Genomic DNA, 26,379 nt, shown 5'->3' with positions numbered 1-26,379 from the left:
CCCGCAACGTAAGCGCTCGCATTTTGGAGAGATTCGCCGCCGATTCACCCGTGCAGTGCGTCAGCGCACATCGAAACGCGCGTCCGGCTTTATGAAAACTGAAAAAGCTCTGGAGCAACGGTAAGAAATCTTCCATCGTGCCGTGGCAGGATGGAATTCCTTCGTTCTGCCGTCGCGGGAGCCCGTTCTCACGCCATGAGTTTCAACCTCGACCATTTTCGCGCGCGGATCGGTCGAATTTCGCCACAGGTTGAACTCAATCCTATGGTCTGCCGTTATAAACCTATGAATTCGTTCACCTACCCTTTTTCCCGATCATTCAAGACCCGGCTGGCCTCCTTGGCTCTTGCGCTGGCCTTGGCCGGCTGCGCCACATTTGACCCCGACAACAATCAACAGCCGCAAGGCCCGGCCGTGCCTTCGCAGGCGCCACGCACCACCGGCAACGAGCCGCGCGGCACGGCGGAGCATCGCCAGCTCGTCTCGATGTTCGGCGGCGAATACAAAGCGCCGGCGGCCGAACAGCTCCTCAATCAGATCCTGGCGAAACTGGCGGCGGCGGATGAAAACCCCGGTCCTGCCTATCGTGTCACGATCCTCAATTCGCCTGTCGTCAATGCCTTCGCTCTGCCCTCGGGCAATATCTATGTGACGCGCGGCTTGCTGGCGCTCGCCAATGATTCCTCCGAAGTCGCGGCGGTGATGGCGCATGAGATCGGCCACGTCACCGCGCGCCATGCCTTCCAGCGCGAGGAAGCACTGAAGAACAGCGAATTGCGCAGCCGCGCTTCCCGGCAATTGCAGAGCCGCGAACGCAGCGAGGAAGTCACCGCCTTCGACAAGCTCACCCTCGCCGGCTTCACCCGCCAGCAGGAATTCGACGCCGACCTGATCAGCGTGCGCAATCTCGGCCGCGCCGGCTACGATCCTTATGGCGCCGCGCGCTTCCTGCAGGCCTTGAGCCGCTCGACGGCGATGCGCGCCGCTCTGCTCGGCAATCGCAACAGCGATCAGCAGCCCGACATCATGTCGACCCATCCCTCGACGCAGGAGCGCATCGAACGGGCCCGCAACGCCGCCCGCCAATTCGGCGCGCCGGGCATGGGCGCCATCGATCGCGAGGCCTATCTCAACGCCATCAACGGTATCGACTTCGGCGACGATCCCGCCGACGGCATCGTGCGCGGCCGCCGCTTCGCCCATGGCAAGCTCGGCTTCTCTTTCATGGCGCCGGAAGGCTTCACCTTGGAGAATACGGCGCAAGCCGTGCTCGGCGTCGCCGCCGGCGGCTCCGAGGCGCTGCGCCTCGACAACGTCCGCCTCGGCGAGGAGCAATCACTGGAAGCCTATCTCGGCACCGGCTGGGTCGCTGGCCTCGATCAGGCGACGATCCAAACCTTGACGGTCAACAGCCTGCCGGGCGCGACGGCGACCGCGACGGAGAACGACTGGCGCTTCCGCGTCGCGGTCATCCGCATGGGCGGCGATGTCTTCCGCATCATCTTCGCCAGCAAGAATCTCACGCCCGATACGGACAAGAAGTTCTTGGCTGCCATCAATTCGTTCCGGCGTCTGCCACAGCAGGAAGCGCGCGGCCTGCGGCCCCTGCATATCGCCATCGTCCCGGCGCAGGGCGGCGATACGATCTCCAGCATGGCGCAGCGCATGGCCATGACCGATCGCAATCTCGACGTCTTCCTGCTGATCAACGGCTTACAGCGTGGCGCCAGCCTCGAGCCCGGACGGCAGTATAAGATCGTCGTCGAGTAAAGCGTTTTCGAGCGAAGTGGCATCCGGTTCGCGTGAAGAAAACGCGTCCAGACAAGACTCTAAGCGATCTTCGCAGAGCGCAAAACGCGTTTCGATGGAAACGCTATGGGCAACAAAAAACCCGGCTCGCAAGCCGGGTTTTTCTTAAAGCGTTGCAGCGCTGATCAAGCGGCGGCTTCGATCTCGCCGTCATTGTCCGCATCGACATCCGCATCGCCGTCAGCGTCGGAAGCCGCCTCGGAACGGGAACCGCGACGCGGACCCTTTTCGAGATGCTGCTCGATCACCTTGAGCGATTCGGTTTCGGTCAGTTTCTGCACGACGCCGACTTCGCGCGCCATGCGATCGAGTGCGGCTTCATAAAGCTGCCGCTCGGAATAGGACTGCTCCGGCTGCGCTTCGGACCGATAGAGGTCGCGCACCACTTCGGCGATCGCGACGAGATCGCCCGAATTGATCTTCGCCTCATATTCCTGCGCGCGACGCGACCACATCGTGCGCTTGATGCGGGCACGGCCGGTCAGCGTGTCGAGGGATTTCTGCACGGTCGCGGCATCCGACAATTTGCGGATCGCGCCCGACAGAACCTTCGGCAGCGGCACCTTCAAGGTCAGCTTATCCTTGAGGAAGCTGATCACATAAAGTTCCAGCTTGTGGCCGGCGACTTCCTGCTCCTCGGTGGCGATGATCTGACCAACACCATGGGCGGGATAGACGATATATTCGTGCGTCTTGAAGCCGGTCTTGCCCGGCTTGCCGCCAGCGACGGCAGCCGCCGGCTTGACGATCGGCGGGAAGGGCTGGCGCGAAGCGCCGAAACGGCCCGGCGGCAGACCGGTGCGCGGCGGCACGGGCGCACCGGCGACAGGACGCGGCGCGGCGGGTTGAACGGACGGTTTCACCTCAGCAGCCGGCGACGCCAGCTCAGCCTTGGCCTTGGGCGCAGCCGCCGGCTTCGCGGCTTCGGCTTTCACCGGCGCGGGCTTGGCAGCGGCTTTCACGGCCGGCTTGGTTTCGACCTTGGCTTCCACTTTGACTTCGGTGGCCTTGGTGGAGGCTTTCGCCGCCGGCTTCACCGGAGCGGCGGATTTGGCCGGCACCTTGTCCTTCGCAGGGGGTGCCGCGTCTTTCGCTTGCTGAGGTTTCTTCACGATTGTTGTCTTGATCTCTTGCTTGGGAGGTGCCGCAGGCTTCTTGCCGGTAACAGGTTTAAGAACCTGTACCGGAGCAGCCTTAACTGTTGTTGTTCCGGCGGATTTTTTGTCGACCTTGACCTCGGCAGGCGCCTTCCCCGTCACCGGCTTGGCGGCCGGCTTGACTGTCGCCGACTTGACCGCCGGCTTCGTGACATGCTTGGCCGCTGCCTTGGCGACATCTTTCGCCTTGCTGACCGCTTTTTCCGTCGCCGCCGCCTTCAACTTGACCTTTTCCGCCTCGGATTTGCTGGTTTTGCCGGACAGTCCGGTTTTGACCTTTTCCTTGCTGGACGAACGTGCCATAGCCTTGGCTTTGACAGTCTTGGCCGTTTTCTTGGTCGACGACATACTCGATACTCCTGGTTACCCCGCTGTGGAGACGGGGTGATTTTCCGGATGACAGAGGCCATCCGGTTAGGTAGAAGCAGCGCTCAAATGGGAACTGAGCGCCGATTACCCAAACAAAAACAGTAATTAACTACTCGCTCGTTCAGACCGACAACAGCGCCCACCAAAGGGCTGTCACATGTCGGCAAAAAAACAGCCCCGGAAAACCGGAGCGGCCTCCTGTAACGGCGGGTCCTCGGTAAGCGGAATTAACGACTGTTAAAAAGAGGTATAGCACAAAATACTGCTGGAATCAAAGAATTCCAGCATGGAGCCGTGGTTTGGCCATGTGCAAAGGTTAACGCCTTACCACCTTAACAGCGTTGATTGTCGCAATTCACTGGAATTGATGGCGGAACTTGACCGGCGGCCGCGGCCGCCCGGCGCGCAGGGCCGTGGCGGCAGCACGAAAATGCCGCGGTTTAGTCACCCTCGCCCGGTTTATCCGAGAAATAAGCCTCGAATTTTCCCTCTTTTCCGTCGAATTCCTTGGCGTCGGCCGGCGCATCTCGCTTGATCGTGATGTTCGGCCAGTTCTTGACCATGTCAGCGTTCAGCTTGAGCCATTTGTCGAGGCCAGGCTCCGAATCGGGCTTGATCGCTTCGGCCGGGCATTCCGGCTCGCACACGCCGCAATCGATACATTCGTCGGGATGGATCGCCAGCATATTCTCGCCCTCGTAGAAACAGTCCACGGGGCAAACTTCGACGCAGTCCATATACTTGCACTTGATGCAATTCTCTACGACGACATAGGTCATCAGTCTCTCCTCGCGCCCATGGCGCGGTCATTCACAGAGGCTTTACGCCGGCTGGCTGACTTCGGCCAGCCTCTTGGCGCAATGCGGCGGCGATTGCAACCCTGATCGCCTTAATCAACTTTACCTGAGCCGAAGCCATCGCCGCCGAACAGGGCATCATGGCTGCGCCGTTCCTTCTTCGTCGGCCGGCCTGCGCCCGGCGCCCGATCGCCAAATCCGGCGCCGGTTTCGGTCGTCGCGGGCGGTGGCGGCGAACAGTCTTCATAGAGCGTGCGCGCCTCCTCATAGGGGCCGCGCCGCGCGCCCGGCGCCAGCACTTTCAGAACGCGCACCTGCCGCTCCAGCGCGATCGTCAGAACGTCGCCCGGACCGACCGCCTTGGCCGGCGCATCGGCCTTGACGCTGTTGACGCGCACATAGCCATCGCTCACCAGCTTCGCCGCCAAGGTGCGCGATTTAACGACGCGAGCGAACCACAGCCACTTATCCAGCCGTTGTCGCCCCGCGATCGTCACCTGCTACGATCCTTGTTTTCCAACTGCTCCTTCAAGGCCGCCAGTTTGGCGAAGGGCGAGTTCGGATCGGGCTGCCGTTCCTTCGGCTTCGGCCGCTCGAAGCGCTGGCCGTGCGGCCGCTGTTGATCGGAGCGCTGCTGATCGGGCCGGTCACGACGACCCTCGCCCGGCTTCTGGCCGCCACGGCCTTCGAACTTCTTCTTGAAGCGATCGCGACCGCCGTCACGCCGTTGCTGCTGCACCGGCGCCTCCGCGCCATCGGCGGGCGCCGCCGCGACACCGGCTTCACCGGGACGTCCTTGCGGCGGACGCTGACCCTTGTTGTTGCGATTGTCCTCGCGACGCGGCCGGCGCTGCGTGAAGTCGAACTTGCGCGGCTCATGCCGGCGATGCGGCGTCCACACCTCGATCATCGGCTCTTCGGCGACGACCTCAGCGGCTTCACCCGCCTCGGCGGCCGGCGCATCGCTGGTCGCCGCTTCCGTCTCGGATGCCATCGCTTCAACGGTGTCCGTTGTCGCTGGCGTTTCCGATTCTTTCGTTTCTTGTTCCTGCGCTTCTTGTTCTTGCGGCGCCGCTTCAGCGGCTTCCACGACCGGCGCTTCCGCCGTCACTTCAGCAACAGGTTCCACTGGTGCCGCAGCGGTTTCGGCGACGGCCGCCTCAACCGTCTCGCCCACGGCTTCGCTCGACGCGGCCGCTTCGACGCCTTCCGCCGGCGCCGTTTCCGCCTCCGCCGGCTTCACCGGCTCGGTGGCGGCTTTCGGAATCAAGGCGACGGTGATCGCCGGACCCTTGCGCTGCTGCCCGTGATAGCCGAGCGAACGCAGGATCGACGCAAAAGTTTCGCCCGAGCAGCCGGCCAGCGATGTCATCGCCACGGTGACGACGAAGCCATCACCATCGGCAGTGCCCGGCGGCGGATCGCCCGGCGTCGTACCGGGACGATAAGCGATCGCCGGACGAATGAGATCGGCCAGACGTTCGAGAATGTCGACACGCACGGCGCGTTCGCCAGAAGCGCGGAAACCGGCGGCGAGATAGAGCCCCTTCGGCACATCCTTGTCGACGGCAAAGGAGGTGCGGCCTGATGACGCCAGATGCGCCACTTCATCGAGACCTTTCACGGTTTCGATGCCGCCGTGCTTGAGCGCCCACAGTTGCGCGGCGAGCGCGCGTGGCGCCGGCTTCAAAAGCTGCGGCAGATAGATGTGATAGGCGCCGAAGCGCAGGCCGAACTTGCGCAGGCTGGCGCGCGCCGTCTGATCGAGATTCTTGATGTCGGCGGCAACGCGCTGGCGCTCAAGCACGCCCAGTGCTTCACCGACCTGGAAGGCGATGCCGCGGCCGATACCTTCGAGCCCCTCGCCGGCCTCCAGATCAAACAGCGCCCCGAGCAATTTCTTCACATGCTGCGCCACCCACAGATCGAGCCGGCGCTGCACGGTCTCCAGCGACGCGCCCGTCAGCCGCTCGTCGGCGAGCACGCGCACGACCGGCTTCAGGACGTGATCGCCCGTCGCGATCTTGCCGACCGCTTCACCGAGCCAGCGCAGGGTGCCGTCATTGGCGAGCACGAAGGCATCGTCGACCGCATCGCCGACGCGCGTCGCGCGCCCATCGATCTCGCTCGCCAGCGCCTTCTGCGCCGCCGCGTTCAGGGTTTTCTGCGCCTCGCCCTCGGCCTGCGGGTCAGCCGTGAAACGGAACCCCTGCAGGCTGCCGACATGCTGCCCCTCGACAAGCACATCGCCTGACGTCGTCACTTCCGCTTCCAGCATTGCATTCTCTCTCAGGCGGCGCATCAGCACGCTGGTGCGCCGGTCCACAAATCTATGGGCGAGCCGCTCATGCAGCGCGTCCGAAAGCCTGTCCTCTACCTGACGGGTAATCCCCTGCCAATGCTCAGGATCCTTCAGCCAGTCAGGACGATTAGCGATGAAATTGAAGGTGCGTATCTGTGCAATACGCGCCGACAATGTGTCAATCTCACCATCGGTGCGATCAAAAGTGGAAAGATGGCGCTGAAACCAGTCATCCGGCACTTTTCCGGCCCGAACGATGAAACTGTAGATGGTCGACACCAGTTCCGCATGGGCGGCCGGGGACAGCTTGCGATAATCGGGGATCTGGCATGCGTCCCATAGACGCTCCACGTCTTTGCGTGTGGCCGAGACCCGGCGAACGGTCTCGTCCCGCGCCAGAACGTCCAGCACCAGGACGTCCTCGGCCAGCGGCGCGCGCGTCAACCCTTGAGTCCGCGGCTCGCGCTCGAGCGAGGCCTGCAGGCTCGTGATCGTGCTGAAATCCAGATCGGTGTTGCGCCACTGCAAGGTGGACAGCGCGTCGAACCGATGATTTTCCAGAGCTTCGACGAGTTCCTCATCGAACGGCGCGCACCGCCCGGTGGTGCCAAAAGTCCCATCATTGGTATGCCGGCCAGCACGACCCGCAATTTGTGCGAACTCGCTGGGGTTGAGACGGCGATATTGCCAACCGTCGAACTTGCGATCCCCGGCGAAGGCGATGTGATCGACATCGAGATTGAGGCCCATGCCGATGGCATCGGTGGCGACGATATAGTCGACGTCGCCGTTCTGATACATCGCCACCTGGGCATTGCGCGTGCGCGGACTGAGCGCGCCGAGCACGACGGCGGCGCCGCCCTTCTGGCGCCGGATGAACTCGGCGATCGCATAGACTTCCTCGGCCGAAAAGGCGACGACGGCGCTGCGCCGCGCCAGGCGCGAAATCTTGCGTTCGCCGGCGAAAGTCAGGTTGGACAGGCGCGGCCGCGACACAATGACCGCATCGGGAATGAGCCGTTCGATCAGCGGCCGGATCGTTTCGGCCCCGATCATCATCGTCTCCTCGCGTCCGCGCCGGTGCAGCAGACGGTCGGTGAAGACATGGCCGCGGTCGAGATCGGCGGCGAGCTGGATTTCATCGACGGCGACGAAGTCGACATCGAGATCGCGCGGCATGGCCTCGACCGTCGACACCCAGTAGCGCGGCCGATCCGGCTTGATCTTTTCCTCGCCGGTGATCAGCGCCACCTGGGGCGCGCCCACCTTTTCGACAATGCGATTATAAACTTCCCGCGCCAAAAGCCGCAGCGGCAGGCCGATGACGCCGCTGTTGTGGCCGACCATCCGTTCGATCGCCAGATGGGTCTTGCCGGTATTGGTCGGCCCCAGCACCGCGGTGACCGGCCGGTGGCGAGACTGCGGAAGACCGGCGCGACCCGCCGGCAGCGGAACATTCATCGAAACGCACCTGCGGCACGATGCCGAGCGACGGGAACGGAGCGGTGCCGGAAACCTGACGACAACAGCGCCGATGTATCATGCTGCGACGGCCGGCGGGCAGATTTCTTCAGCACTCGAACGGGGCGGGAACGAATCGGCATCGAATCGGCGACTCTTCTTGAGTCTTCCTTTGTTCCCCACAAGATTTCGTTCCGGCCGACCCAAGCATTACTATGTATTGCGAATCCGCTCGACTCGACGCATGAATCCTTAGACTCGCATTTAACTTTCGCACGGACTCTGAAGGGCACTTCTGTCAATAGAATTTCCACAGGGAGCAGAACATCCGTCGTTTACCTCCGGTACGCAGCACGAACGTAACAGGCACGAATCACTGTGCGGCGACCTTTCCCGACCCGTTCACGCCATATGTGGGTGGCGATGGCTGCAAATACCACTAGCCGAGGCCTTGTCGCACTTACGTGACAGGCTTTTGAAAAGACAGGCGTTAATAATTGCGATCGATTTGGCACGGCCCTACCGGCTGGCGCGTCGCCCGAATGCAAAAACCCGCCGGCGGAAGGCCAGCGGGTTCGTGAAAACAGGGCCGTCGGGACGGCGAGAAACGTTAACGGGTCGAGGCCGTGGTCGACGGCGAAGTCTGGAAGCGTGTCGCCTCGATCACCAGCATGCCGATCATGGTGGCGACGGAAATGCGCACCGGCGCCAAGGCGCGCGCCTCTTCGAGCGGCGCCAGCCAGACTTCCATCTGCCGGTTGTCGGCCATGAACTTGGTCGCTTCCCGGTTCGCACGATGGCCGGAAATCGGCCGATAGCGCGCCGAGCAGACCGCCACTGGCCCACTGTAGCCTGATATCTCCATGCGGCGCGTGCCGACATAGGAGAGCGGCACGTCGAACCGGGTGATGCCGTCATAGATCGGAATGGTGCGGGCGCAGGCCTCGGGTCCCACAAGCGGCCCCGGCGTGTTGACCGGCATGATCAGCGCCGACAGCGGATCGATGATGCCGCGCTTCTGCGCCTCAGTGACCGGGATGCGGTCGGGATAGGGATCGGGCGGCGGCATGATCTCGGCGCCGCTGACATTGCCGGCGTTCAAGGCCATCCGCACCGTGCGGGTTTCCTTGGAATTCTGCGAGGCACTGGCATAGGTCGCCGGCAGCACGCGACCCCGGACGATCGATCCGGTGGCGGTGGCGCCGCCTTCCGATTTGGTCACCGCCGAGGCGATCCCGGCCAGTTTGGCCGAAGCCTCGATCCGATAGCCGTTCGGCTCGATCGAGCCGACGAGGCCAGCGGTGCCCAAGGTCAAGCCGATGATGCGCACCGAATAGGCCGCCTGCAGCGTCTCGGCCTTTGCACCAGCCCCCGAAAAAGCCAGCGGCAGCGCCGCCAGGGACAGCGCCAAAACCCGCTTCCCAACCCGCGCCTTGGGCAAAATCGTCTTAATTTTGAGTGTCCTGCTGATCATGAAACTCTACATCCGATACTGTTGTCGGATTTGAAGCAGGTTATAGCTTACACTTCGTAAATTCGTCGGATTCACGGCCGAGACAACGCCGGTCGATCACCTTTTCTAGCAAAGTGCGACTTTAACGCCGGCCTCTGCTGTCAAAGTCTTGACGCCACAGCACCTCTCCCCTATAGAGCCGCGACCGAATTCCGGCGAACCCGGAACGATTGCGGTTTGTCGCGCCTTCCATTCAGTCGTGGACAAATGCATCCGCCCTCCGGCGGCGTTCTCAAGGCTATCGCCCAGTCGAAAAGCGTTTGAAAGGAAGTTCCCATGTCGCGCCGTTGCGAACTGACCGGCAAGGCAGTCCAGGTTGGCCATCTCGTCAGCCACTCGAACATCAAGACCAAGACACGGTTCCTGCCGAACCTGTGCAACGTCACCCTGATCTCCGACACGCTGCAGCGTTCGGTGCGTCTGCGCGTCGCCGCCGCCGCTCTGCGTTCGGTCGAGCATCGCGGTGGCCTCGACGCCTTCCTGCTCAAGGCGCGTGACGCCGAGCTGTCGCAGGGCGCCCTCAGCCTGAAGCGCGAGATCGTCAAGAAGCAGGCTGCCGCCGCCGCTTGATGTCCGCGAACATCGCAACAAAAAAGCCCGGTCTCGCGACCGGGCTTTTTTGTTGGCTGGCGTTGAGGACGAAGCCCTACTTCGCCTTCGCCGGCTGCGCGGCCTGACGCGCGGCACGCACCATATGCGCCGACGGAACGATGGTCGGCGTAGAATCCTCGTCGAACAGTTCGGCAAGCTTTTCCGTCATCGCGCCGCCGAGTTCTTCCGCATCGACGATCGTCACGGCGCGGCGATAATAACGCGTCACGTCGTGGCCGATGCCGATGGCGATGAGTTCGACCGGCGAGCGGTTTTCGATCTCGTCGATCACCCAGCGCAGATGCTTTTCGAGATAATTGCCCGGATTGACCGACAAGGTTGAATCGTCGACCGGCGCACCGTCGGAGATCACCATCAGGATGCGGCGCTGTTCGCTGCGCGCTAGCAGGCGGCGATGCGCCCAATCGACCGCCTCGCCGTCGATGTTCTCCTTCAGCAGACCTTCGCGCATCATCAGGCCGAGGTTGCGGCGCGCACGACGCCACGGCGCATCGGCCGACTTGTAGATGATGTGACGCAGATCGTTGAGGCGGCCGGGATTGGCCGGCTTGCCGGCCTGCAACCAGGCTTCGCGCGCCTGCCCGCCCTTCCACGCCCGTGTCGTGAAGCCGAGAATCTCGACCTTGACGCCGCAACGCTCGAGCGTGCGCGCCAGAATGTCGGCGCAGGTGGCCGCGACCGTGATCGGACGCCCACGCATCGAACCGGAATTGTCGAGCAGCAGCGTCACCACCGTGTCGCGGAAGTTCATATCCTTCTCGCGCTTGAACGACAGCGGCTGCTGCGGATCGATGATGACGCGCGACAGACGCGCCGGATCGAGAATGCCCTCTTCGAGATCGAATTCCCACGACCGATTCTGCTGCGCCATCAAGCGGCGTTGCAGCCGGTTGGCGAGACGCGCGACGATCGACGACAGATTACTGAGCTGCTTGTCGAGATAGGCGCGCAGGCGCTCCAGCTCTTCCGGCTCGCACAGATCTTCCGCATGCACGGTCTCGTCGAACTTTACCGTGAACGCCTTGTAGTCGGGACCGCGATGTTCGATGGCGCCGTGGGTCGGCGGACGCTTGTTCTCGGAGGCTTCGTCGGCATCGCCCATGTCGGCGTCCTCTGGCATTTCACCAGCGGGCGCGTCGTCGGCGTCCATCTCGCCTTCTTCCATGTCCTCGGTCGACTCGTCGGCCTGATCCATCTCGACGGCGTCGCCGGTCTGGTCCTGCTCACCTTCGCTTTCAGCGTCCTCGGGCTGCGCATCGGGCTCGGAATCGCCCTGCTCGTCACCGGTTTCGTCCTGATCCATCGCGCCCTCATCCAGCATGTCGAGGGACTGCAACAGTTTATGGACCATCTTGCCGAAGGCGCGCTGGTCTTCGATCGAGGCGCCGAGCGCATTGAGGTCGTCGCCGGCGCGATCCTCGATGATCGGCCGCCACAGATCGACGATCTTCTGCGCAGCCGGCGGCGGCGCAAGACCGGTGAGCCGTTCGCGCACCATCATCGCCACTGCATCTTCGAGCGGCGCGTCGGAGCGATCGGTGACGTCGGCATAGGTGCCGCGATGATAACGATCGTCGAGCATGGCGGTGAGATTTTCGGCCACGCCCTGCATGCGCCGCGAGCCGATCGATTCGACGCGCGCCTGTTCCACCGCCTCGAAGACGGCGCGCGCCGCCTGATTGGTCGGCGTCAGCCGGCGATGCACATTGGCGTCGTGACAGGCGAGCTTCAGCGCCAGCGAATCGGCATGTCCGCGCACGATGGCCGCTTCATGCGCGGTGAGCTTGCGCGCCGGCTCCGGCAGCCGCGCCTTCGGCGTTTCGCCGGCAACGAGCGCCGGACGTTCCGCCGCGAAGGTCACTTCCAGATCGCGCGCCCCCGCCATGGCGCGCATGCAGCTTGCCACCGCGCGCTTGAACGGCTCCTGCGGGGCTTCGCCTTTGACGGCCGGCTTGCGATTGGAACTCATGAAAGGGCTATCCCATTACCCGCTGCCCGCAACCCGCATCGGTCACGATGCGGGTCTGCTCAACGCCTCGACTGAGCCTCAGCTCAGCGCGACATTCACCGTGCTCTCGGGCAATTCCTGCCCGAAGGCGCGCTGATAGAACTCGGCGACCAGGGCGCGTTCGAGTTCGTCGCACTTGTTGAGGAAGGTCAGGCGGAAGGCGAAGCCGATATCCTTGAAGATGTCGGCGTTCTCGGCCCAGGTAATCACCGTACGCGGGCTCATCACCGTCGACAGGTCGCCGGCCATGAAGGCGTTGCGGGTCAGGTCGGCGACGCGCACCATCTTGTTGACGATGTCGCGGCCTTCCTTACTCCGATAGTGCGGCGCCTTGGCCTGCACGATGTCGACTTCCTTGTCGTGCGCCAGATAGTTGAGCACGGTGACGATGGACCAGCGGTCCATCTGCGCCTGGTTGATCTGCTGCGTGCCGTGATAGAGGCCCGACGTATCGCCGAGGCCGACCGTATTGGCGGTGGCGAACAGGCGGAACGCGGCGTGCGGGCGGATCACGCGGCTCTGATCGAGCAGGGTCAGACGGCCGGAGGATTCAAGCACGCGCTGGATAACGAACATCACGTCCGGGCGGCCGGCGTCATATTCGTCGAAGACCAAAGCGATATTGTTCTGATAGGCCCAGGGCAGAATGCCGTCGCGGAACTCGGTGACCTGCTTGCCTTCCTTGAGCACGATCGCGTCCTTGCCGACGAGATCGATACGCGAGACGTGGCTGTCGAGGTTGATGCGCACGCAAGGCCAGTTCAGCCGCGCGGCAACCTGTTCGATATGGGTCGATTTACCGGTGCCGTGATAGCCGGTGACGATGACGCGGCGGTTACGGGCAAAGCCGGCGAGAATGGCGAGCGTGGTCGGTCGGTCGAAGAGATAATCCTCGTCGAGATCCGGGACATAGGCATTGGCCGTCGAATAGGCCGGCACTTCCATGTCGGAATCGATATTGAACAGCTGACGCACGGACACCTTGATATCGGGCAGACCGTTCGTTTCTTTCGTATCCGCTTGCATCATTCCTCCAACGTCGCACGCATAGGGCGCGTGCGCGCAACCTGAAAGGCCTCAAGCCAAGAACCAGCCGAAGCTGGACGCCAGAGCCGGACCGTGAGCCGGAAAATCCAGTGGCCGGTAGCTTACGCCAGCTTGACGCTGCGCAGATGCTTATAGGCCTGGATGATCTCGCGCAATTTTTCCTCCCTGGACCGATCGCCGCCATTGGCGTCGGGGTGGAGGCGTTTGACCAGTTCCTTGTAGCGCGCCCGAACGGTTTGCGCATCGGCTGTTTCTTCAAGATTCATGACCGACAGAGCCTTGGCCGTGGCCACAGGCAGGCGCGGCCGGGCGGTGGCGGCCTGGTGGGCCTGCTGCTGCGCCCGGAACAGGCCCATCGGATCGACGAAACCGGCCGGATCGACCCCGTCCTCGCGGAAACCGCTGGCGCCGCGCTTGGTCCCCATGGTCCAGGTCGGGCGATGGCCGATCAGCGCGTCCTTTTGGTAACGCGCCACGTCCTCGTCGCTCATCCCCTTGAAATAATTGTAGGAATTGTTGTATTCGCGGACGTGGTCCATGCAGAAACAGAAATACTGCCCTTCCCGATCGCGCCCCATCGGTGCGCGATATTCGCCCGCGAGGTCGCAACCGGGGTGGTTGCACCGGACGCGCACCGGCTCGGCCGGCCGCTCCTGCGGCTCGCCCTTGGTCCTGATGCGATCGAAGAGTGGCGAATTGAGATTCATGCCCGAAACATTAGGTAGGTGGAGGGTCTGCGGCAAGCACTGCCGGGCCCGGAAAGTACAAATGGTGTTGCGCTGCGAAAATGGCAAAGCAGGAATGCAAATTTGATGACCTGCTCTGCTAAGATTTCATAGGCGCGGACGATCCTAGAGTGGAGATGCGAAGTGACGGTTAAGGACACGATGATTGCGAAACTCACCGCCGCCTTGGCGCCGGCGTCCCTCGACGTCATCGACGATTCCGCCAAACATGCCGGACATATGCTCCATCCCGGCGGCGTCGAACCGCGCGGCGAAACCCATTTCACCGTTCGCATCACCGCCGAAGCCTTCGCCGGCAAGTCACGCCTGCAACGTCACCGCCTGGTCAACGACGCTTTGGCGCAGGAACTGCGCGACGGCGTACATGCGCTCGCCATCGAAGCCAAGGCGCCGAATGAATAAAGGCGCCAGGAGAAACATAACGAACGGCGTCAGCCGCAGTTGCGCTTGCCGTCCGCCTTGCAGCGAAATTTTTCGGCGAGCCGATTCGTATCGCGGATGACGTTCTCCATCTGGATCGTCAGGCAGGAGCGATAGTCGAAGGTCGCCTTGACGAAGCGCGCCATTTCTTCGTCGCAAGCCTTGCGCGATGCCGGTTTCGTATAGGTATCGTTGTCATCGACACAGACCGGACGCACCGGCCGCGGACAGAAATCGAACGTGCCCGGCGGCAGATCCGGTAGGGCGGTTGGAGCCCGAGTTTGTGCCCAGACTGAAGATGATACGACAAGCGCGGCGGCGAGCGCCGCGCCGATCCGAGATCTCACCTGACGCGCTCCAGAATGCTGACGTAATTGGCCACCGCGGCGCCGCCCATGTTGAAAACGCCGCCGAGCTTGGCGCCGTTGATCTGCATATCACCGGCCTCATTGCACAATTGCATCGAAGTCAGCACATGCATCGACACACCGGTGGCGCCGATCGGGTGGCCCTTGGCCTTCAATCCACCGGACGGATTGACCGGCAGTTTGCCGGTCTTCGCCGTGATGCCGTCGGCCACGGCGCGCGCGCCCTGCCCCGGCTTCGTCAAACCCATCGCTTCATATTCGATCAGTTCGGCGATGGTGAAACAATCATGCGTCTCGACGAAGGAGAGATCATCGAGACCGATGCGCGCATCGTCCAGCGCCTTGCGCCAGGCGAGCGAACAGCCTTCGAAGGCGATGATGTCGCGATGGGCGCGTGGCAGGAAATCCTGCACATGGCGCGTGGCGCGAAAGGCCACCGCGCGCGGCATGCTCTGCGCCGTTTCCATGTCGGCGATGACGAGCGCCGCCGCGCCGTCGGAAACCAAAGAACAATCGGTGCGCTTCAGCGGCCCGGCGACGAAGGGATTCTTCTCGCTTTCCTGCCGGCAGAAGGCGAAGCCCAGATCCTTGCGCATCTGCGCGTAAGGGTTGGCGACGCCATTGGCATGGTTCTTCGCCGCGATCATCGCCAGGGCGTCCGACTGGTCGCCGTATTTCTGATAATAGGCCTCGGCGATCTTGCCGAACACGCCGGCGAACCCGCCCGCCGTCTCGCCATCCTCCGGCAGATAGGAGGCGCGCAGCAGGTTGCGGCCGATTTCGGCCGGCGGCGTGCGCGTCATCTGCTCGACGCCGACCACCAAGGTCAGCTTGGCCCGGCCGGCCTCGATCGAGCGCACCGCCGTATGCACGGCGGCCGAGCCGGTGGCGCAGGCATTTTCCACCCGCATCGCCGGCTTGAAGCGCAGGCCCGGATCGGCCTGGAGCACCAGCGAGGCAGTGAAATCCTGCGGGCTGAAACCCGCGTTGAAATGACCCAGGAAGATTTCGTCGATCGCCTCCGCCGGCACGCCGGCATGGGCCAAAGCCTCGGAAGCCGCCCGAACCACCAGGCTTTCGACCGTTTCCGCGTCATGTTTGCCGAATGGCAGATGCGCCCATCCCACGATTGCCGCACTCATAATCTGACCTCCTCGGGCATATTCTCAATCTATATACGCAAATCGGCCACAGTTTGGACAGCAATTACAAAGCTGATCTGCTTGCACCGGCGTGATGCCGTTTCAAGCCCGCCGTGTCGGATCGCTGTGGCCCGACTTTCATTTTAAGATGTTCGGGATTAGGACAGGCGCTCAGGCTGTTCGGCCCCGTCCAACATTGCGATTCGGATTTCTGAATGAAACGCATCACTTTTGCGATCGTGGGCCTTCTGACCTGCATGTCCGGCCCGCTGTCCTCAGCCAGCGCCACGCCCGCTCTGGTCATCGATGCCGCCTCCGGCGAAGTGCTCTACCAGGAAGAAGCCACCCGCCCCTGGTATCCCGCTTCCACCACCAAGTTGATGACCGTCTATGTCGCCCTCAAGGCGGTGCGCGACGGCCGCATGTCGCTCGATACGCCGATGCTGGTCTCCAATCGCGCGGCGCGCATGCAACCCTCGAAAATGGGGTTCAAGCCCGGCACCGAGATCACGCTCGACAATGCGCTGAAGATTATCATGGTCAAATCGGCCAATGACGTGTCGGTGACGATAGCCGAAGGCGTGTCGGGTTCCGTGCCAGCCTTCGCCGCCGAGATGAATTCGGTGGCGCGCCAGCTCGGCATGCGCGAGTCGCATTTCGTCAATCCGAACGGCCTCTACAACGACGACCATTACAGTTCCGCCCGCGACATGGCGATCCTCGGCCGCGCGCTCTATCGCGACTTTCCCAATCATCGCGACCTCTACAGCATCGGCGCGCTGCAGCTCGGCACCAAGATCATGACCAATCACAACGGCATGCTCGGGCGCTATCCCGGCGCCGACGGCATGAAGACCGGCTTCGTCTGCGCTTCCGGCTTCAATGTCGTCGCCAGCGCGACGCGCGGCGGCCGCCGTCTGATCGCCGTCGTCATGGGCTCGCCCAATGCCAAGGCCCGCACCCTGAAAGTGATGTCGATGCTCGACGCCGCCTTCATGGGCCAGACCAACAGCGGCGGCAATGTCGTCTCGCTCGCCGATGCCTCCGATCCCAATCCGCCGAACATGCGTCCGGAAATCTGCGGCCGCAATCGCAACCGCGGCATCGAGGAAGATTTCGGCATTCCCGTCGCCGGCGATCCCGCCTCGCAGAATTATCAAAACGACAATCCGGCTGCCTTCTTCGCCGCCGATCGCGCCCGCGCCATGGCACCTGTCACCGCCTATGCGGCCGCCGGCATGGACCTCGGACCCCGCCAGGTCTTTCAACCGATCCCGATCTTCATCGGCCGCGCGCCCGGTTGGAACGGCGCCGTCGCCCATGCCGACAATGACGAGGCGGTGGATCCGGCGGCCGACGCGCCGCGCGGCAAGAAGGGCCGTCGTGGCCGCGCCGTCGCGACAGCGCCGGCAACAGACGTCGAAACGCCTGCCGCACAGACGAAACTCGGCGCCAAGCCGACCAGGCCCGCCGCCAGAACGGCAACGCGCGGCGATTCCAAGCCGCTCGATCTGTCCGGTCACGTGCAGTCTTCGACCGACAAGAAGACCGTCAAGAAAACCGACAAGCCCAACAGCAAGGCGGCGACGGCCAAACCGGCCAACGCCAAGCCGACGACTGCAAAGCCCACGGACAAGAAGGCTGTCGACAAGAAGCCGGCCGATCGCAAGAAACAGCAGAGCGCCAGCAGCCGTCCGGCTGCCGACAAAGCCGATTAATTTAAGCGCGATTCACATAAGCGAATGACCTCGCCACTGCAGCGCCGTCCACCGCCTCCGGTTCCGCTCTCGGTCCTCACCGGCTTTCTCGGCGCGGGCAAGACGACCTTGCTCAACCGGCTGCTGCGCGATCCCGCCCTTGCCGACACGCTCGTCATCATCAACGAGTTCGGCGAGATCGGCCTCGATCATCTGCTCGTCGAGAAGATCGACGGCGACATGCTGATGATGGCCTCGGGCTGTCTGTGCTGCACGATCCGCGGCGATCTCGTCTCGACGCTCGAAGACATTCTCAAGCGTCTCGACAACGGCCGGCTGAAACCGTTCGCGCGCATCGTCATCGAAACCACCGGCCTCGCCGATCCGGCGCCCGTGCTGCACACGATCATGTATCATCCCTATCTGATGCTGCGCTTCCGCCTGCAGGGGATCATCACCGTGGTCGATGCGGTCAACGGCGCCTCGACATTGGACAATCACATCGAAGCGGTGAAACAGGCCGCCGTCGCCGATCGCATCGTGCTGACGAAAAGCGACATCGCCACGCCGGCTGCGATCAGCGACATCACCGAACGCCTGCATCGCCTCGCGCCCTTCGCCACCCTCATCGACGTGAACGAGGCGAGCGCCACCAACCTCTTCGACACCGGCTTGTGGAATCCGGAGACGAAACATCCCGACGTCGGCAAATGGCTGAACGCCGAGACGCAGGCGACCGAGGCGGCTCATCACCACGATCACCATCATGGGCACGGGCACGGTCACGGCCACCACCATCATGACGTCAATCGTCACGATGCCAGCATCCGCGCCTTCTGCCTGACGAGCGAAGCGGCTCTGGCGCCCGGTGCCTTCGATACGTTCATCGAAATGCTGCGCCAGATTCACGGCCCCAATCTGCTGCGCGTGAAGGGCATTCTGGCACTCAGCGACGATCCGAAACGGCCGGTGGTCATCCACGGCGTCCAACATGTCTTCCACCCGCCGCAACGGCTGGAGCACTGGCCCGACGCCGACCATTCGACGCGCATCGTTTTCATCGTCCGCGACCTTGAGCCAGACCATTTGCGCGGCCTGTTCGCCGCTTTTTCCGGCGAATCCCGGATCGACACGCCCGATGCCACCGCCACCGTAGATAACCCGTTGAATCCCCGCCCCGGCGGCCTGTTACGCTAAACTCTACCCTGCCCCTGAGTTGGCTCGGTTCTTGTCCCTTTGTTCACTGAACGACGTTTGCATGCGACATCTGCGCCAAAATGGCACAGCCTGTTCAGTTTAACGTGAGGGCATCGGCGAAGGCCGATGAGTGGGGTATGGGTTCACAGTCGCTTCCCTTCGGACTTCGGCGCCGCCGCTCCGCGGCAGCGGCCGCTCTGGCACACCATCTGACGATTGCCGATCTCGGCCGGACACCCTCCATGCCGCTCCTGCTCGAACGCACCAGCGACACCGCCAAGCCGGTCCAGGTCGATCTCATCGACTGGACCCAGGCGATGAGCATGGTCGACGACTGGGACGATCTCGCCAGCCGGGCGCTCGACCGCAACGTCTTCGTCGAATCGGCTTTCGCCGCCTCGGCCGCGCAGCATTTCCCGGAAGCGCAGCGGCCGATGTTTCTCATCGTCCGCGACCCGCGCCCGGGCGCCCTGCCAAATCGCCTGATCGGCCTGTGCCCGGTGCATGTGCCGAAGCGTGGCCGGCGCGCCATCGCCAAAACCTGGCGCGCCCCGCAAATGGCGCTCGGCATTCCGCTGCTCGACAAGACGCAGGGCTTCGAGGCGCTGGAACTCATCCATCGCTGGATCGCCGCCGTCTGGCCGCAGGTCGGCGCGATCCTGTTTGCGTCCGTCCCGACCGCGACGGAAACCGCGCGGCTGATCCAATCCCATGCCGCGTCGCGCAAGCTGCAATATCAGACCTTCGACGCCCACCATCGCGCCATCCTGCATGGCGGCGACAGCCGCGAGCTGATCGAATCCCACCTGCCGCAGAAGCGGCGCAAGGAGCTGCGCCGGCAACGCCACCGCCTCGAAGACAAAGGCGCCCTCACCTATGTCTCGGCGCGCGAGCCGGAAGCCGTGCGCGATGCCATCGAGCGGTTTCTCACCCTGGAAGCACAGGGCTGGAAGGGCGAACGCCGCACCGCGCTGCTCTGCGATCCCTCGCTCGCCACCTTCACCCGCACCATGACGCGGCTGTTGGCGCACAAGGGCCGCTGCTGGGTCGACAGTCTTGAGATTGACGGCCTGCCGCTCGCCATGGGCATCGTTCTCTTCGCCGACGACCGGGCTTATTTCTGGAAGGTCGCCTATGACGAGAGCCTCGCGGCTCTCTCACCGGGCGTTCACTTCACCCTCGATCTGACCCACCGCTTGGCGGCGGAACCGGGCATCACGCTGATCGATTCCTGCGCCATCCCCGATCATCCGATGATCAATCGCCTCTGGCCCGACCGCATGCCGATCGCCGATCTCCTGGTTGGCACCCAAAGCGATGGTAGGTCGTTTCAATCGATCGTATCGCGAGAACTGCTACGCCGCCGCGCTCGCACCCTCGCCAAACAGCTCTGGTATCGCCTGCGCGGCCGTAAAGCCTCGTAAGCTGGAGCAAATTGCGTTTCGATAGAAACGCAATTTTGCCTGGGCTCTTTGTTTCAACGCGTCTTTGTGGCGTTTGCCTAAGTCAAACTACAAAACGCTATCATCACGCCTGCGAACGGCTCGGCCAGCCGATGCGCACGAGCAGATCGTCCGGGCCGTTGAGCGCGAATTCGTACATGCCCCAGGGTTTGTGTTCCGGTGCTTTGCTGGGACCGAGGACCCGGTCGCCCGCGACGGCGGCCAGTTCATCGACGCGCGGCGTGTAGAGGTAGACGCCAAACGGGTTTCGTCCCGGCACGATCCAACCTTCGACCGCCGTTTGCAGATGTACTTCGGCTCCTTTGCCATCGGCCAACATCCGATAATCGTCGTAACCCTGATCCTGCGGACGTGAGATGCCGAGCCCGTTCCACCAGCGTTCGGCCGCGTCGAGATCGTTGCAGGGAATGATCGCAACCGCGCGGCTTGGGGTTTTGTTCTCCATCGCCCAACTCCTGATTCCACTTATCTCATGCACGAAGGCCGACATGAGAGACGCAGAATTATGTCGGGCCGTGGGCGAAAGGCACATTCGACCTCGCGTGCGCCTCATCAGACTTGCCAGCACCCGCGTGAACTCGCACAGTGCGCGCGGGAGATCGCCTTGACCCAGCTCACCACCCAATGCTGCATCGTCGGCGGCGGCCCTGCCGGACTGGTGCTCGGCACCATTCTGGCGCGCGGCGGCGTCGATGTGATCGTGCTCGAAAAACACGCCGACTTCCTGCGCGACTTTCGCGGCGACACCATTCATCCCTCCACCTTGCAGGCAATGGATGAACTTGGTTTCGCCGACGAACTGCTGCAATTGCCGCACGAAAAAGCGCACCAGATGCGCGGCATCGTCAACGGCGAAAGTCTCTTGATGGCCGACTTCTCCCACTTGAACACGCCGTTTCCGTTCATCGCCTTCATGCCGCAATGGGACTTGCTGAATTTCCTGGCACGCAAAGCCGGCGCCTATCCCAACTTTCGCCTGCTGATGCGCACGCAAGCCCAAGCCTTGATCCGCGAGGGCGACAAGATCGTTGGCGTCGAAGCCGCGTCGCCTGAGGGCGATATCACCATCCGTGCCGATCTCACCGTCGCTTGCGACGGAAGAGATTCGCACATGCGCTCCCAAGCCAGCTTGCAACCGATCGTACTCGGCGCGCCGATGGACGTGCTCTGGTTCAAACTCAGTCGCCGCGACAGCGACGGTTCCGAACCGATGGGCCGTTTCGACGCCGGCCGCATCTTCATCACCATCAACCGCAACGACGTATGGCAATGCGGCTATGTCATCGCCAAGGGCTCGTTCGGGCAATTGCAGCAACGCCCCGTCAGCGATCTGCAACAGACCATCGCCGAGATCGCGCCGCCCTTCGCCGACCGCGTTCCTGAAATCGCCAGTTGGGACGACGTCAAACTGCTCACCGTCGCCGTCGACCGCCTGCCGGTCTGGCACAAGCCCGGTCTGCTCTGCATCGGCGATGCCGCCCATGCCATGTCGCCGATCGGCGGCATCGGCATCAATCTCGCCATTCAGGATGCCATCGCCACCGCCAATCTGCTGGCGCTGAAACTGCGCGACGGCGCCGTACAGGACAGCGATCTCGCTGCCGTGCAGAAGCGGCGCGAATGGCCGGTGCGCGTGACGCAATGGGTGCAGGTGACGATCCAGAACCGCATCATCGCGCCGGCGCTCGGCAGCAAGCCCAGCGGGCGCCCACCCTGGCTGCTGCGGCACCTGCACCAGATTCCCGTGCTGCGAAATTTACCGGCCCGCTTCGTCGGCATAGGCGTGCGGCCCGAGCATGTGACGGCGAAAGCGGCTTCTGAAGGCTGACGGCGAAGCTCACAGTGTCATTCCCGACGCGCGAAGCGCGAGCGGGAATCCAGAGCGAGTGGTAAAGCGCTACGCTATTGTCTGACGTTACTCATGCCTTGCTCGAACAGCATCCTACCGCTGGCCCCTGGATCCCCGCTCAGCCGCCGTGCGGCTGTCGGGGATGACACCAAGGTGTCGCCTTCCAACAGGAGCATAATTCCGCCGCCCTTCCTGCGTAATTTGAGCCCGGTTTCAACGCGGCAGACGCCGCGGCATAAGGGAGGGGGGACAACAAAGGATGGGGGTGTCGCGCGATTCTGAGGAACAACCCCATGCAAGGCACTTTAAACGCCACTTTCGAAGCCATTTGACGCTCGCCGGAAGGCGAGCCCACGCGCCGTCAGCCCTTGTCGCGCAGCACGCGGCGCATGATCTTGCCGGTGGTCGTCATCGGCAATTCGTTTTCGAACGCGATCTCGCGCGGATATTCATGCGCCGACAGGCGCGTGCGCACATAATCGCGAATCTCGCCCGCCAACTCGTCCGACGGCTGATAGCCCTCGCGCAACACCACGAAGGCCTTGACGATCTCGCCACGCAAATCGTCGGGCTTGCCGACGGCGGCAGCGTTCGCGATGGCAGGATGGCGCAGCAGGCAATCCTCGATTTCGCCCGGGCCGATGCGATAGCCAGCCGAGGAGATCACGTCGTCGTCGCGGCCGACGAAATGGATATAGCCGTCCTCGTCGCGCTGGCCCTGATCGCCGGTGATCAGCCAGTCGCCGATGAATTTCTTCTCCGTCGCTTCCGGATTGTTCCAATAGCCAAGGAAAGTCGTCGGATCGGGCCGCGCCATGGCGATCTGCCCTTGTTCGCCGACGTCGCATTCGCTGCCATCGGCGCGCAGGATCGCCACGCGATGACCGGGGATCGGCTTGCCGATGGCGCCCCGCCGGCTCACGCCGAGCTCGGCACTGGAACCCAGCACATAATTGCATTCAGTCTGGCCGTAGAATTCGTTGATCGTCATGCCAAGGGCTTCGTGGCCCCAGTCATAAGTCTCGGCGCCCAAAGATTCGCCGGCCGACGAAATAGTGCGCAGATTGAAGTTGAAACGTTTGCGCGGCTGGTCCACCGAACGCAGCATGCGCAAAGCGGTCGGCGGAATGAACGCATTGCGCACGTCGGCACGCGCCATCAGATCGAACGCCGCCTCCGGATCGAAGCGCTCGAACTTACGCGCCACCACCGGCACGCCGAAATAAAGCGACGGCAGCAGCGCATTGAGAAGCCCGCCGGCCCAGGCCCAATCGGCCGGCGTCCACATGCGATCGCCCGGCTGCGGCAGAAAGGCGTGGGTGAATTGCAGGCCGGGCAGATGGCCGATCAGCACCTTGTGGCCGTGCAGCGCGCCCTTCGGCTGGCCGGTGGTGCCCGACGTATAGACCATGAGCGCTGGATCATCGGGCGTGCTGTCGACGGGCGTGAAGGCGGCATCGGCGTCAGCCATCGCCTTGTAGAAATCGACCGCATCGCCATCGTCGCCATCGGTCGAGAGAATGATTTCGAGGCTCGGCGGGCGCGGGCCGCTGCGCAATTTCTGCAAGCCGACGTCATTGGTGATGAGCGCCTTGGCGCCGGCATCGCGCAGCCGATATTCGATCGCATCGGGCCCGAACAGCACCGCCAGCGGCACGGCGATGGCGCCGAGCTTATAGATGGCAAGATGGGCGACAGCGACATCGCTCATCTGCGGCAGCAGGATCGCGACACGATCGCCGACGCTCACGCCGCGCGCGACGAGCGCCTGCGCGACACGATTGGAACGTTCGCGCAGCAGCCCATAGGAGATCGGCTCGAAGTCGTCGCCGCGCGCTTCGAGAATGGCGATGCGATCGGGCTCCCGCTCCGCCCAGCGATCGCAAGTCGCAACGCCCATATTGAAGCGTTGCGGCATCTGCCATTCGAAGGCGCGGATCAGCCGATCGTAGTCGCGAATTTCCGGCAGCAAGTGGTGGTCAGCTCCGATAGTCGCCATTGATGGCGACATATTCCTTGGTCAGATCGCAGGTCCACACCCGGTTTGTGGCCTTGCCGACGCCGATATGAACACGCAATTCGATCGCCTCGCCCTTCATATAGGTCGAGACCTTCCCTTCGTCATAGGAAGGATCGCGCAAACCCTTGTGAGCGACGCGAATGCCGCCGAACCAGATGGCCAGCTTGTCGCGATCGGCCTTTTCGCCGGCCTTGCCGACGGCCATCACGACGCGCCCCCAATTGGCGTCCTCGCCGGCGATCGCCGTCTTCACCAGCGGCGAATTGGCGATGGCGAAAGCGACTTTCTTGGCCGCCGTCGCGGTGGCCGCGCCTTCGACGATCACTTCGACGAACTTGCGGCAGCCCTCGCCGTCCCGCACCACCTGATGCGACAGATCGAGCAGCACCGCATCGAGCGCCTTGCGGAATTCGACGAGACGACGATCCGTGGCGCTGGTGATCTTCGGCGCGCCGCGCTTGGCGGCCGCACCCGTGGCGAACAGCATCAAGCTGTCGGAGGTCGAGGTGTCGCTGTCGACGGTGATCGAGTTGAAACTGCCCTGCACCGACTTCGACAGCATGGCCTGCAAGGCGGCGGCGGCGATCGGCGCATCCGTGAAGACATAGGACAGCATGGTCGCCATGTCGGGCGCGATCATGCCGGCGCCCTTGGCGATGCCGTTGATGGTGACTTCGACGCCACCGATCTTGACCTGCGCGGTCGCCACCTTCGGGAAAGTGTCGGTGGTCATGATCGCACGTGCCGCATCGAGCAGCCCGTCGGGCGCGGCCTCCTTCACCAGCTTGTCGAACACGCCCTTGAACTTGGAGGCATCGAGCGGCTCGCCGATGACGCCGGTCGAGGCCAGAAAAATCTCGCCGAGCGGCGCGCCGGTCGCCTTGGCGGCGAGTTCGGCGGTGAATTTCGCCTGTTGCAGACCGGTCTTGCCGGTGAAGGCATTGGCATTGCCGGAATTGACGACGAGCGCGCGCGCCTTGCCGCCCTTCAGCTTGGAACGGCACCATTCGACCGGCGCCGACGGGCATTTCGACTTGGTGAAGACACCGGCGGCCTGGGTGCCCTTGTCCATCAGCGCCAGCATCACATCGGTGCGGCCCTTGTATCGGATGCCGGCCGCGGCGGTGGCGAAACGCACGCCCTCGATCACGGGCAGGTCAGGATAGGATTTCGGCGCGAGCGGAGACACGGCAACGGACTGGGCCATGGAATTTTCCGGATTTTGGCCAAAGGGGCCAGGGGTTGGCGAACGCCGAATTCCAAAACCGATCCGGCGCGCCAAAGCAAGAGGCAGAAGCGTTTCGGTGCGCCTATTTCTTCGGCTGCTCGGGTTTGGCCGGATCGGGCTTTACCAAGTCAGGTTTGGCGTCGCTCATGCGCTCGATCTTAGCGGCGCTGCGCAGCTTGCTGATCAGGTCCTGCTGAGCGCGCTGGACGACATATTGCTTCACCTGCTCCTTCACCTGCTCGAAGGGCGGGAAGCTCTTGGTGCGCTTGCCCTCCACCTTGATGATATGCCAGCCGAACTGGCTCTTCACCGGCTCGGAAATCTGGTTCGGTTCCATGGCGAAGGCGGCATTGCCGAATTCCGGCACCATCTGATCCTTGCTGAACCAGCCCAGATCACCCCCCTGGGAGCCCGGATCGCGCGACACTTCAGTGGCCACCTTGGCGAAATCCTCGCCGTCGCGCACCCGTTTCAGCGCCGCCTTGGCCTCGGCTTCGGTCGCCACCAGGATGTGCCGGGCCTTGACCTCCGGTTCGCCGGTCTGCGCCTTGGCGGCCTGCTCATAGACGGCCTGCAGGGCGGCATCGGTCGCCGCCTCCCGGCCAAGATTGCCGAACAGGGTCTCCATCAGCGCCCGTTCGCGCAGATAGGTCAGGCGGCGCCGGAATTCGGCGCCATCGGCCAATTTGTCGGCCTCGGCCTTTTTCGCCACCAAAATCATGTCGATGAGGTAATCGACCACGTAATTTTCGCGATCGGCGCCCTGCAATTGCTGCGGCAGGGTCGAGCCGATGTCCTCAAGCGCAAGCTTCACATCATCGTCAGTGATCTCCTGGCCGTCCACCTTGGCCAGAACCTTGGCCGTGGCCGGAGAAAGCCCGGCCAGCATCAGGGCCAATCCAGCCGCGCCAAGCCAGGGTCCAAGGCGATGAAAAGTCATGAAAAGCTCCAGTCGCGGCCAAAACGGACCGTAGGTCTACCAAGGCACAATCTGTCAAATCTTTGAGTCGGACAAGCAGATGGCAAGTTCAAGACAAGCTTATGTCCAGACTGCGCCGATTGGACCACGGTTTCAGGGCGCCCGTTTCATTGACAAGGGCATACCCCGATCTTATTTCTCGCCCGTTTTGCAGCTCTCTGTGTCGGAGAGCACTGCGCCCGACGTCTGGGCAGC

At 63.2% G+C, this 26,379-nt stretch carries 21 protein-coding genes; 7 read left to right on the top strand and 14 right to left on the bottom strand.

Annotation, left to right across the window (positions count from 1 at the left end; translation table 11 throughout):
• Positions 1-339 precede the first annotated feature (339 nt).
• Positions 340-1,770 carry a M48 family metalloprotease gene (locus tag OIM99_RS07550; RefSeq protein ID WP_311849719.1) on the top strand — a complete coding sequence of 477 codons (1,431 nt, stop codon included), beginning with the start codon at positions 340-342 and terminating at the stop codon, positions 1,768-1,770.
• A gap of 164 nt (positions 1,771-1,934) precedes the next feature.
• Here the strand turns inward: OIM99_RS07550 and OIM99_RS07545 are convergent, their stop codons facing one another.
• From OIM99_RS07545 to OIM99_RS07525, 5 genes are all read right to left on the bottom strand, one after another.
• Positions 1,935-3,314, bottom strand: a complete 1,380-nt coding sequence (locus OIM99_RS07545) for a CarD family transcriptional regulator (RefSeq protein ID WP_311849718.1) — start codon at positions 3,312-3,314, stop codon at positions 1,935-1,937.
• A 461-nt stretch (positions 3,315-3,775) separates the two neighbouring features.
• Entirely contained in the window at positions 3,776-4,114 is a 339-nt protein-coding gene (fdxA, locus tag OIM99_RS07540) for a ferredoxin FdxA (RefSeq protein ID WP_311849717.1), read from the bottom strand.
• A gap of 110 nt (positions 4,115-4,224) precedes the next feature.
• Positions 4,225-4,629, bottom strand: a complete 405-nt coding sequence (locus tag OIM99_RS07535) for an RNA-binding S4 domain-containing protein (RefSeq protein WP_311849716.1) — start codon at positions 4,627-4,629, stop codon at positions 4,225-4,227.
• Positions 4,626-7,895, bottom strand: coding sequence for a helicase-related protein (locus OIM99_RS07530; RefSeq protein ID WP_311849715.1), 3,270 nt, complete (start codon positions 7,893-7,895; stop codon positions 4,626-4,628). The genes OIM99_RS07535 and OIM99_RS07530 overlap by 4 nt, the downstream gene beginning before the upstream one ends.
• Positions 7,896-8,505: 610 nt before the next feature.
• Positions 8,506-9,306, bottom strand: a complete 801-nt coding sequence (locus OIM99_RS07525) for a DUF3108 domain-containing protein (protein ID WP_311849714.1) — start codon at positions 9,304-9,306, stop codon at positions 8,506-8,508.
• 378 nt (positions 9,307-9,684) lie between these two features.
• On the opposite strand from OIM99_RS07525, the gene rpmB reads away from it, so the two are divergent.
• Positions 9,685-9,978, top strand: coding sequence for a 50S ribosomal protein L28 (rpmB, locus tag OIM99_RS07520; protein WP_311849713.1), 294 nt, complete (start codon positions 9,685-9,687; stop codon positions 9,976-9,978).
• Between the two features lie 76 nt (positions 9,979-10,054).
• On the opposite strand, the gene cobT is transcribed toward rpmB, so the two are convergent.
• The 3 genes from cobT to OIM99_RS07505 all read right to left on the bottom strand — a co-directional run bounded on the left by cobT (position 10,055) and on the right by OIM99_RS07505 (position 13,782).
• Positions 10,055-11,989 carry a cobaltochelatase subunit CobT gene (gene cobT / locus OIM99_RS07515; protein WP_311849712.1) on the bottom strand — a complete coding sequence of 645 codons (1,935 nt, stop codon included), beginning with the start codon at positions 11,987-11,989 and terminating at the stop codon, positions 10,055-10,057.
• A gap of 78 nt (positions 11,990-12,067) precedes the next feature.
• Positions 12,068-13,054: a cobaltochelatase subunit CobS gene (cobS, locus tag OIM99_RS07510; protein ID WP_311849711.1), complete on the bottom strand. Its 987-nt coding sequence runs from the start codon at positions 13,052-13,054 to the stop codon at positions 12,068-12,070.
• Between the two features lie 122 nt (positions 13,055-13,176).
• Positions 13,177-13,782 (bottom strand): J domain-containing protein, encoded by a 606-nt coding sequence (locus OIM99_RS07505; RefSeq protein ID WP_311849710.1) that lies wholly within the window; start codon positions 13,780-13,782, stop codon positions 13,177-13,179.
• A gap of 180 nt (positions 13,783-13,962) precedes the next feature.
• Between OIM99_RS07505 and OIM99_RS07500 the strand changes: the two genes are divergently transcribed.
• Positions 13,963-14,223 carry a BolA family protein gene (locus OIM99_RS07500; protein ID WP_409371506.1) on the top strand — a complete coding sequence of 87 codons (261 nt, stop codon included), beginning with the start codon at positions 13,963-13,965 and terminating at the stop codon, positions 14,221-14,223.
• 29 nt (positions 14,224-14,252) lie between these two features.
• Here the strand turns inward: OIM99_RS07500 and OIM99_RS07495 are convergent, their stop codons facing one another.
• A complete protein-coding gene (locus OIM99_RS07495; RefSeq protein WP_311849708.1) occupies positions 14,253-14,588 on the bottom strand; it encodes a hypothetical protein in 336 nt (111 codons plus the stop codon).
• Positions 14,585-15,751, bottom strand: a complete 1,167-nt coding sequence (locus tag OIM99_RS07490; protein WP_311849707.1) for an acetyl-CoA acetyltransferase — start codon at positions 15,749-15,751, stop codon at positions 14,585-14,587. The genes OIM99_RS07495 and OIM99_RS07490 overlap by 4 nt, the downstream gene beginning before the upstream one ends.
• A gap of 215 nt (positions 15,752-15,966) precedes the next feature.
• Between OIM99_RS07490 and OIM99_RS07485 the strand changes: the two genes are divergently transcribed.
• The 3 genes from OIM99_RS07485 to OIM99_RS07475 all read left to right on the top strand — a co-directional run bounded on the left by OIM99_RS07485 (position 15,967) and on the right by OIM99_RS07475 (position 20,069).
• On the top strand, positions 15,967-17,469 hold the full coding sequence (locus OIM99_RS07485) for a serine hydrolase (RefSeq protein WP_311849706.1): 1,503 nt from the start codon (positions 15,967-15,969) through the stop codon (positions 17,467-17,469).
• 24 nt (positions 17,470-17,493) lie between these two features.
• Positions 17,494-18,645, top strand: coding sequence for a GTP-binding protein (locus tag OIM99_RS07480; RefSeq protein ID WP_311849705.1), 1,152 nt, complete (start codon positions 17,494-17,496; stop codon positions 18,643-18,645).
• A 137-nt stretch (positions 18,646-18,782) separates the two neighbouring features.
• The gene (locus OIM99_RS07475) at positions 18,783-20,069 is read left to right on the top strand and encodes a GNAT family N-acetyltransferase (protein ID WP_311849704.1); all 1,287 of its coding nucleotides are present in this window, start codon (positions 18,783-18,785) and stop codon (positions 20,067-20,069) included.
• A gap of 103 nt (positions 20,070-20,172) precedes the next feature.
• Here OIM99_RS07475 and OIM99_RS07470 read toward each other — a convergent pair whose 3' ends face one another.
• Positions 20,173-20,553 carry a glyoxalase gene (locus tag OIM99_RS07470; protein ID WP_311849703.1) on the bottom strand — a complete coding sequence of 127 codons (381 nt, stop codon included), beginning with the start codon at positions 20,551-20,553 and terminating at the stop codon, positions 20,173-20,175.
• A gap of 159 nt (positions 20,554-20,712) precedes the next feature.
• Between OIM99_RS07470 and OIM99_RS07465 the strand changes: the two genes are divergently transcribed.
• Positions 20,713-21,936, top strand: coding sequence for an FAD-dependent oxidoreductase (locus OIM99_RS07465; protein ID WP_311849702.1), 1,224 nt, complete (start codon positions 20,713-20,715; stop codon positions 21,934-21,936).
• A 382-nt stretch (positions 21,937-22,318) separates the two neighbouring features.
• Here OIM99_RS07465 and OIM99_RS07460 read toward each other — a convergent pair whose 3' ends face one another.
• The 3 genes from OIM99_RS07460 to OIM99_RS07450 form a co-directional block, all read right to left on the bottom strand.
• On the bottom strand, positions 22,319-23,956 hold the full coding sequence (locus tag OIM99_RS07460; RefSeq protein WP_311849700.1) for an acyl-CoA synthetase: 1,638 nt from the start codon (positions 23,954-23,956) through the stop codon (positions 22,319-22,321).
• Positions 23,937-25,184 carry a bifunctional glutamate N-acetyltransferase/amino-acid acetyltransferase ArgJ gene (gene argJ, locus OIM99_RS07455; RefSeq protein ID WP_311849699.1) on the bottom strand — a complete coding sequence of 416 codons (1,248 nt, stop codon included), beginning with the start codon at positions 25,182-25,184 and terminating at the stop codon, positions 23,937-23,939. The genes OIM99_RS07460 and argJ overlap by 20 nt, the downstream gene beginning before the upstream one ends.
• Before the next feature lie 103 nt (positions 25,185-25,287).
• Positions 25,288-26,145, bottom strand: a complete 858-nt coding sequence (locus tag OIM99_RS07450; protein WP_311849698.1) for a peptidylprolyl isomerase — start codon at positions 26,143-26,145, stop codon at positions 25,288-25,290.
• Between the last annotated feature and the right edge of the window lie 234 nt (positions 26,146-26,379).

The sequence above is a fragment of the Methylocella sp. CPCC 101449 genome, assembly GCF_031921685.1.
Classification (GTDB): Bacteria; Pseudomonadota; Alphaproteobacteria; order Rhizobiales; family Beijerinckiaceae; genus Terripilifer.
This window is presented reverse-complemented; position numbering and strand designations above follow the sequence as displayed.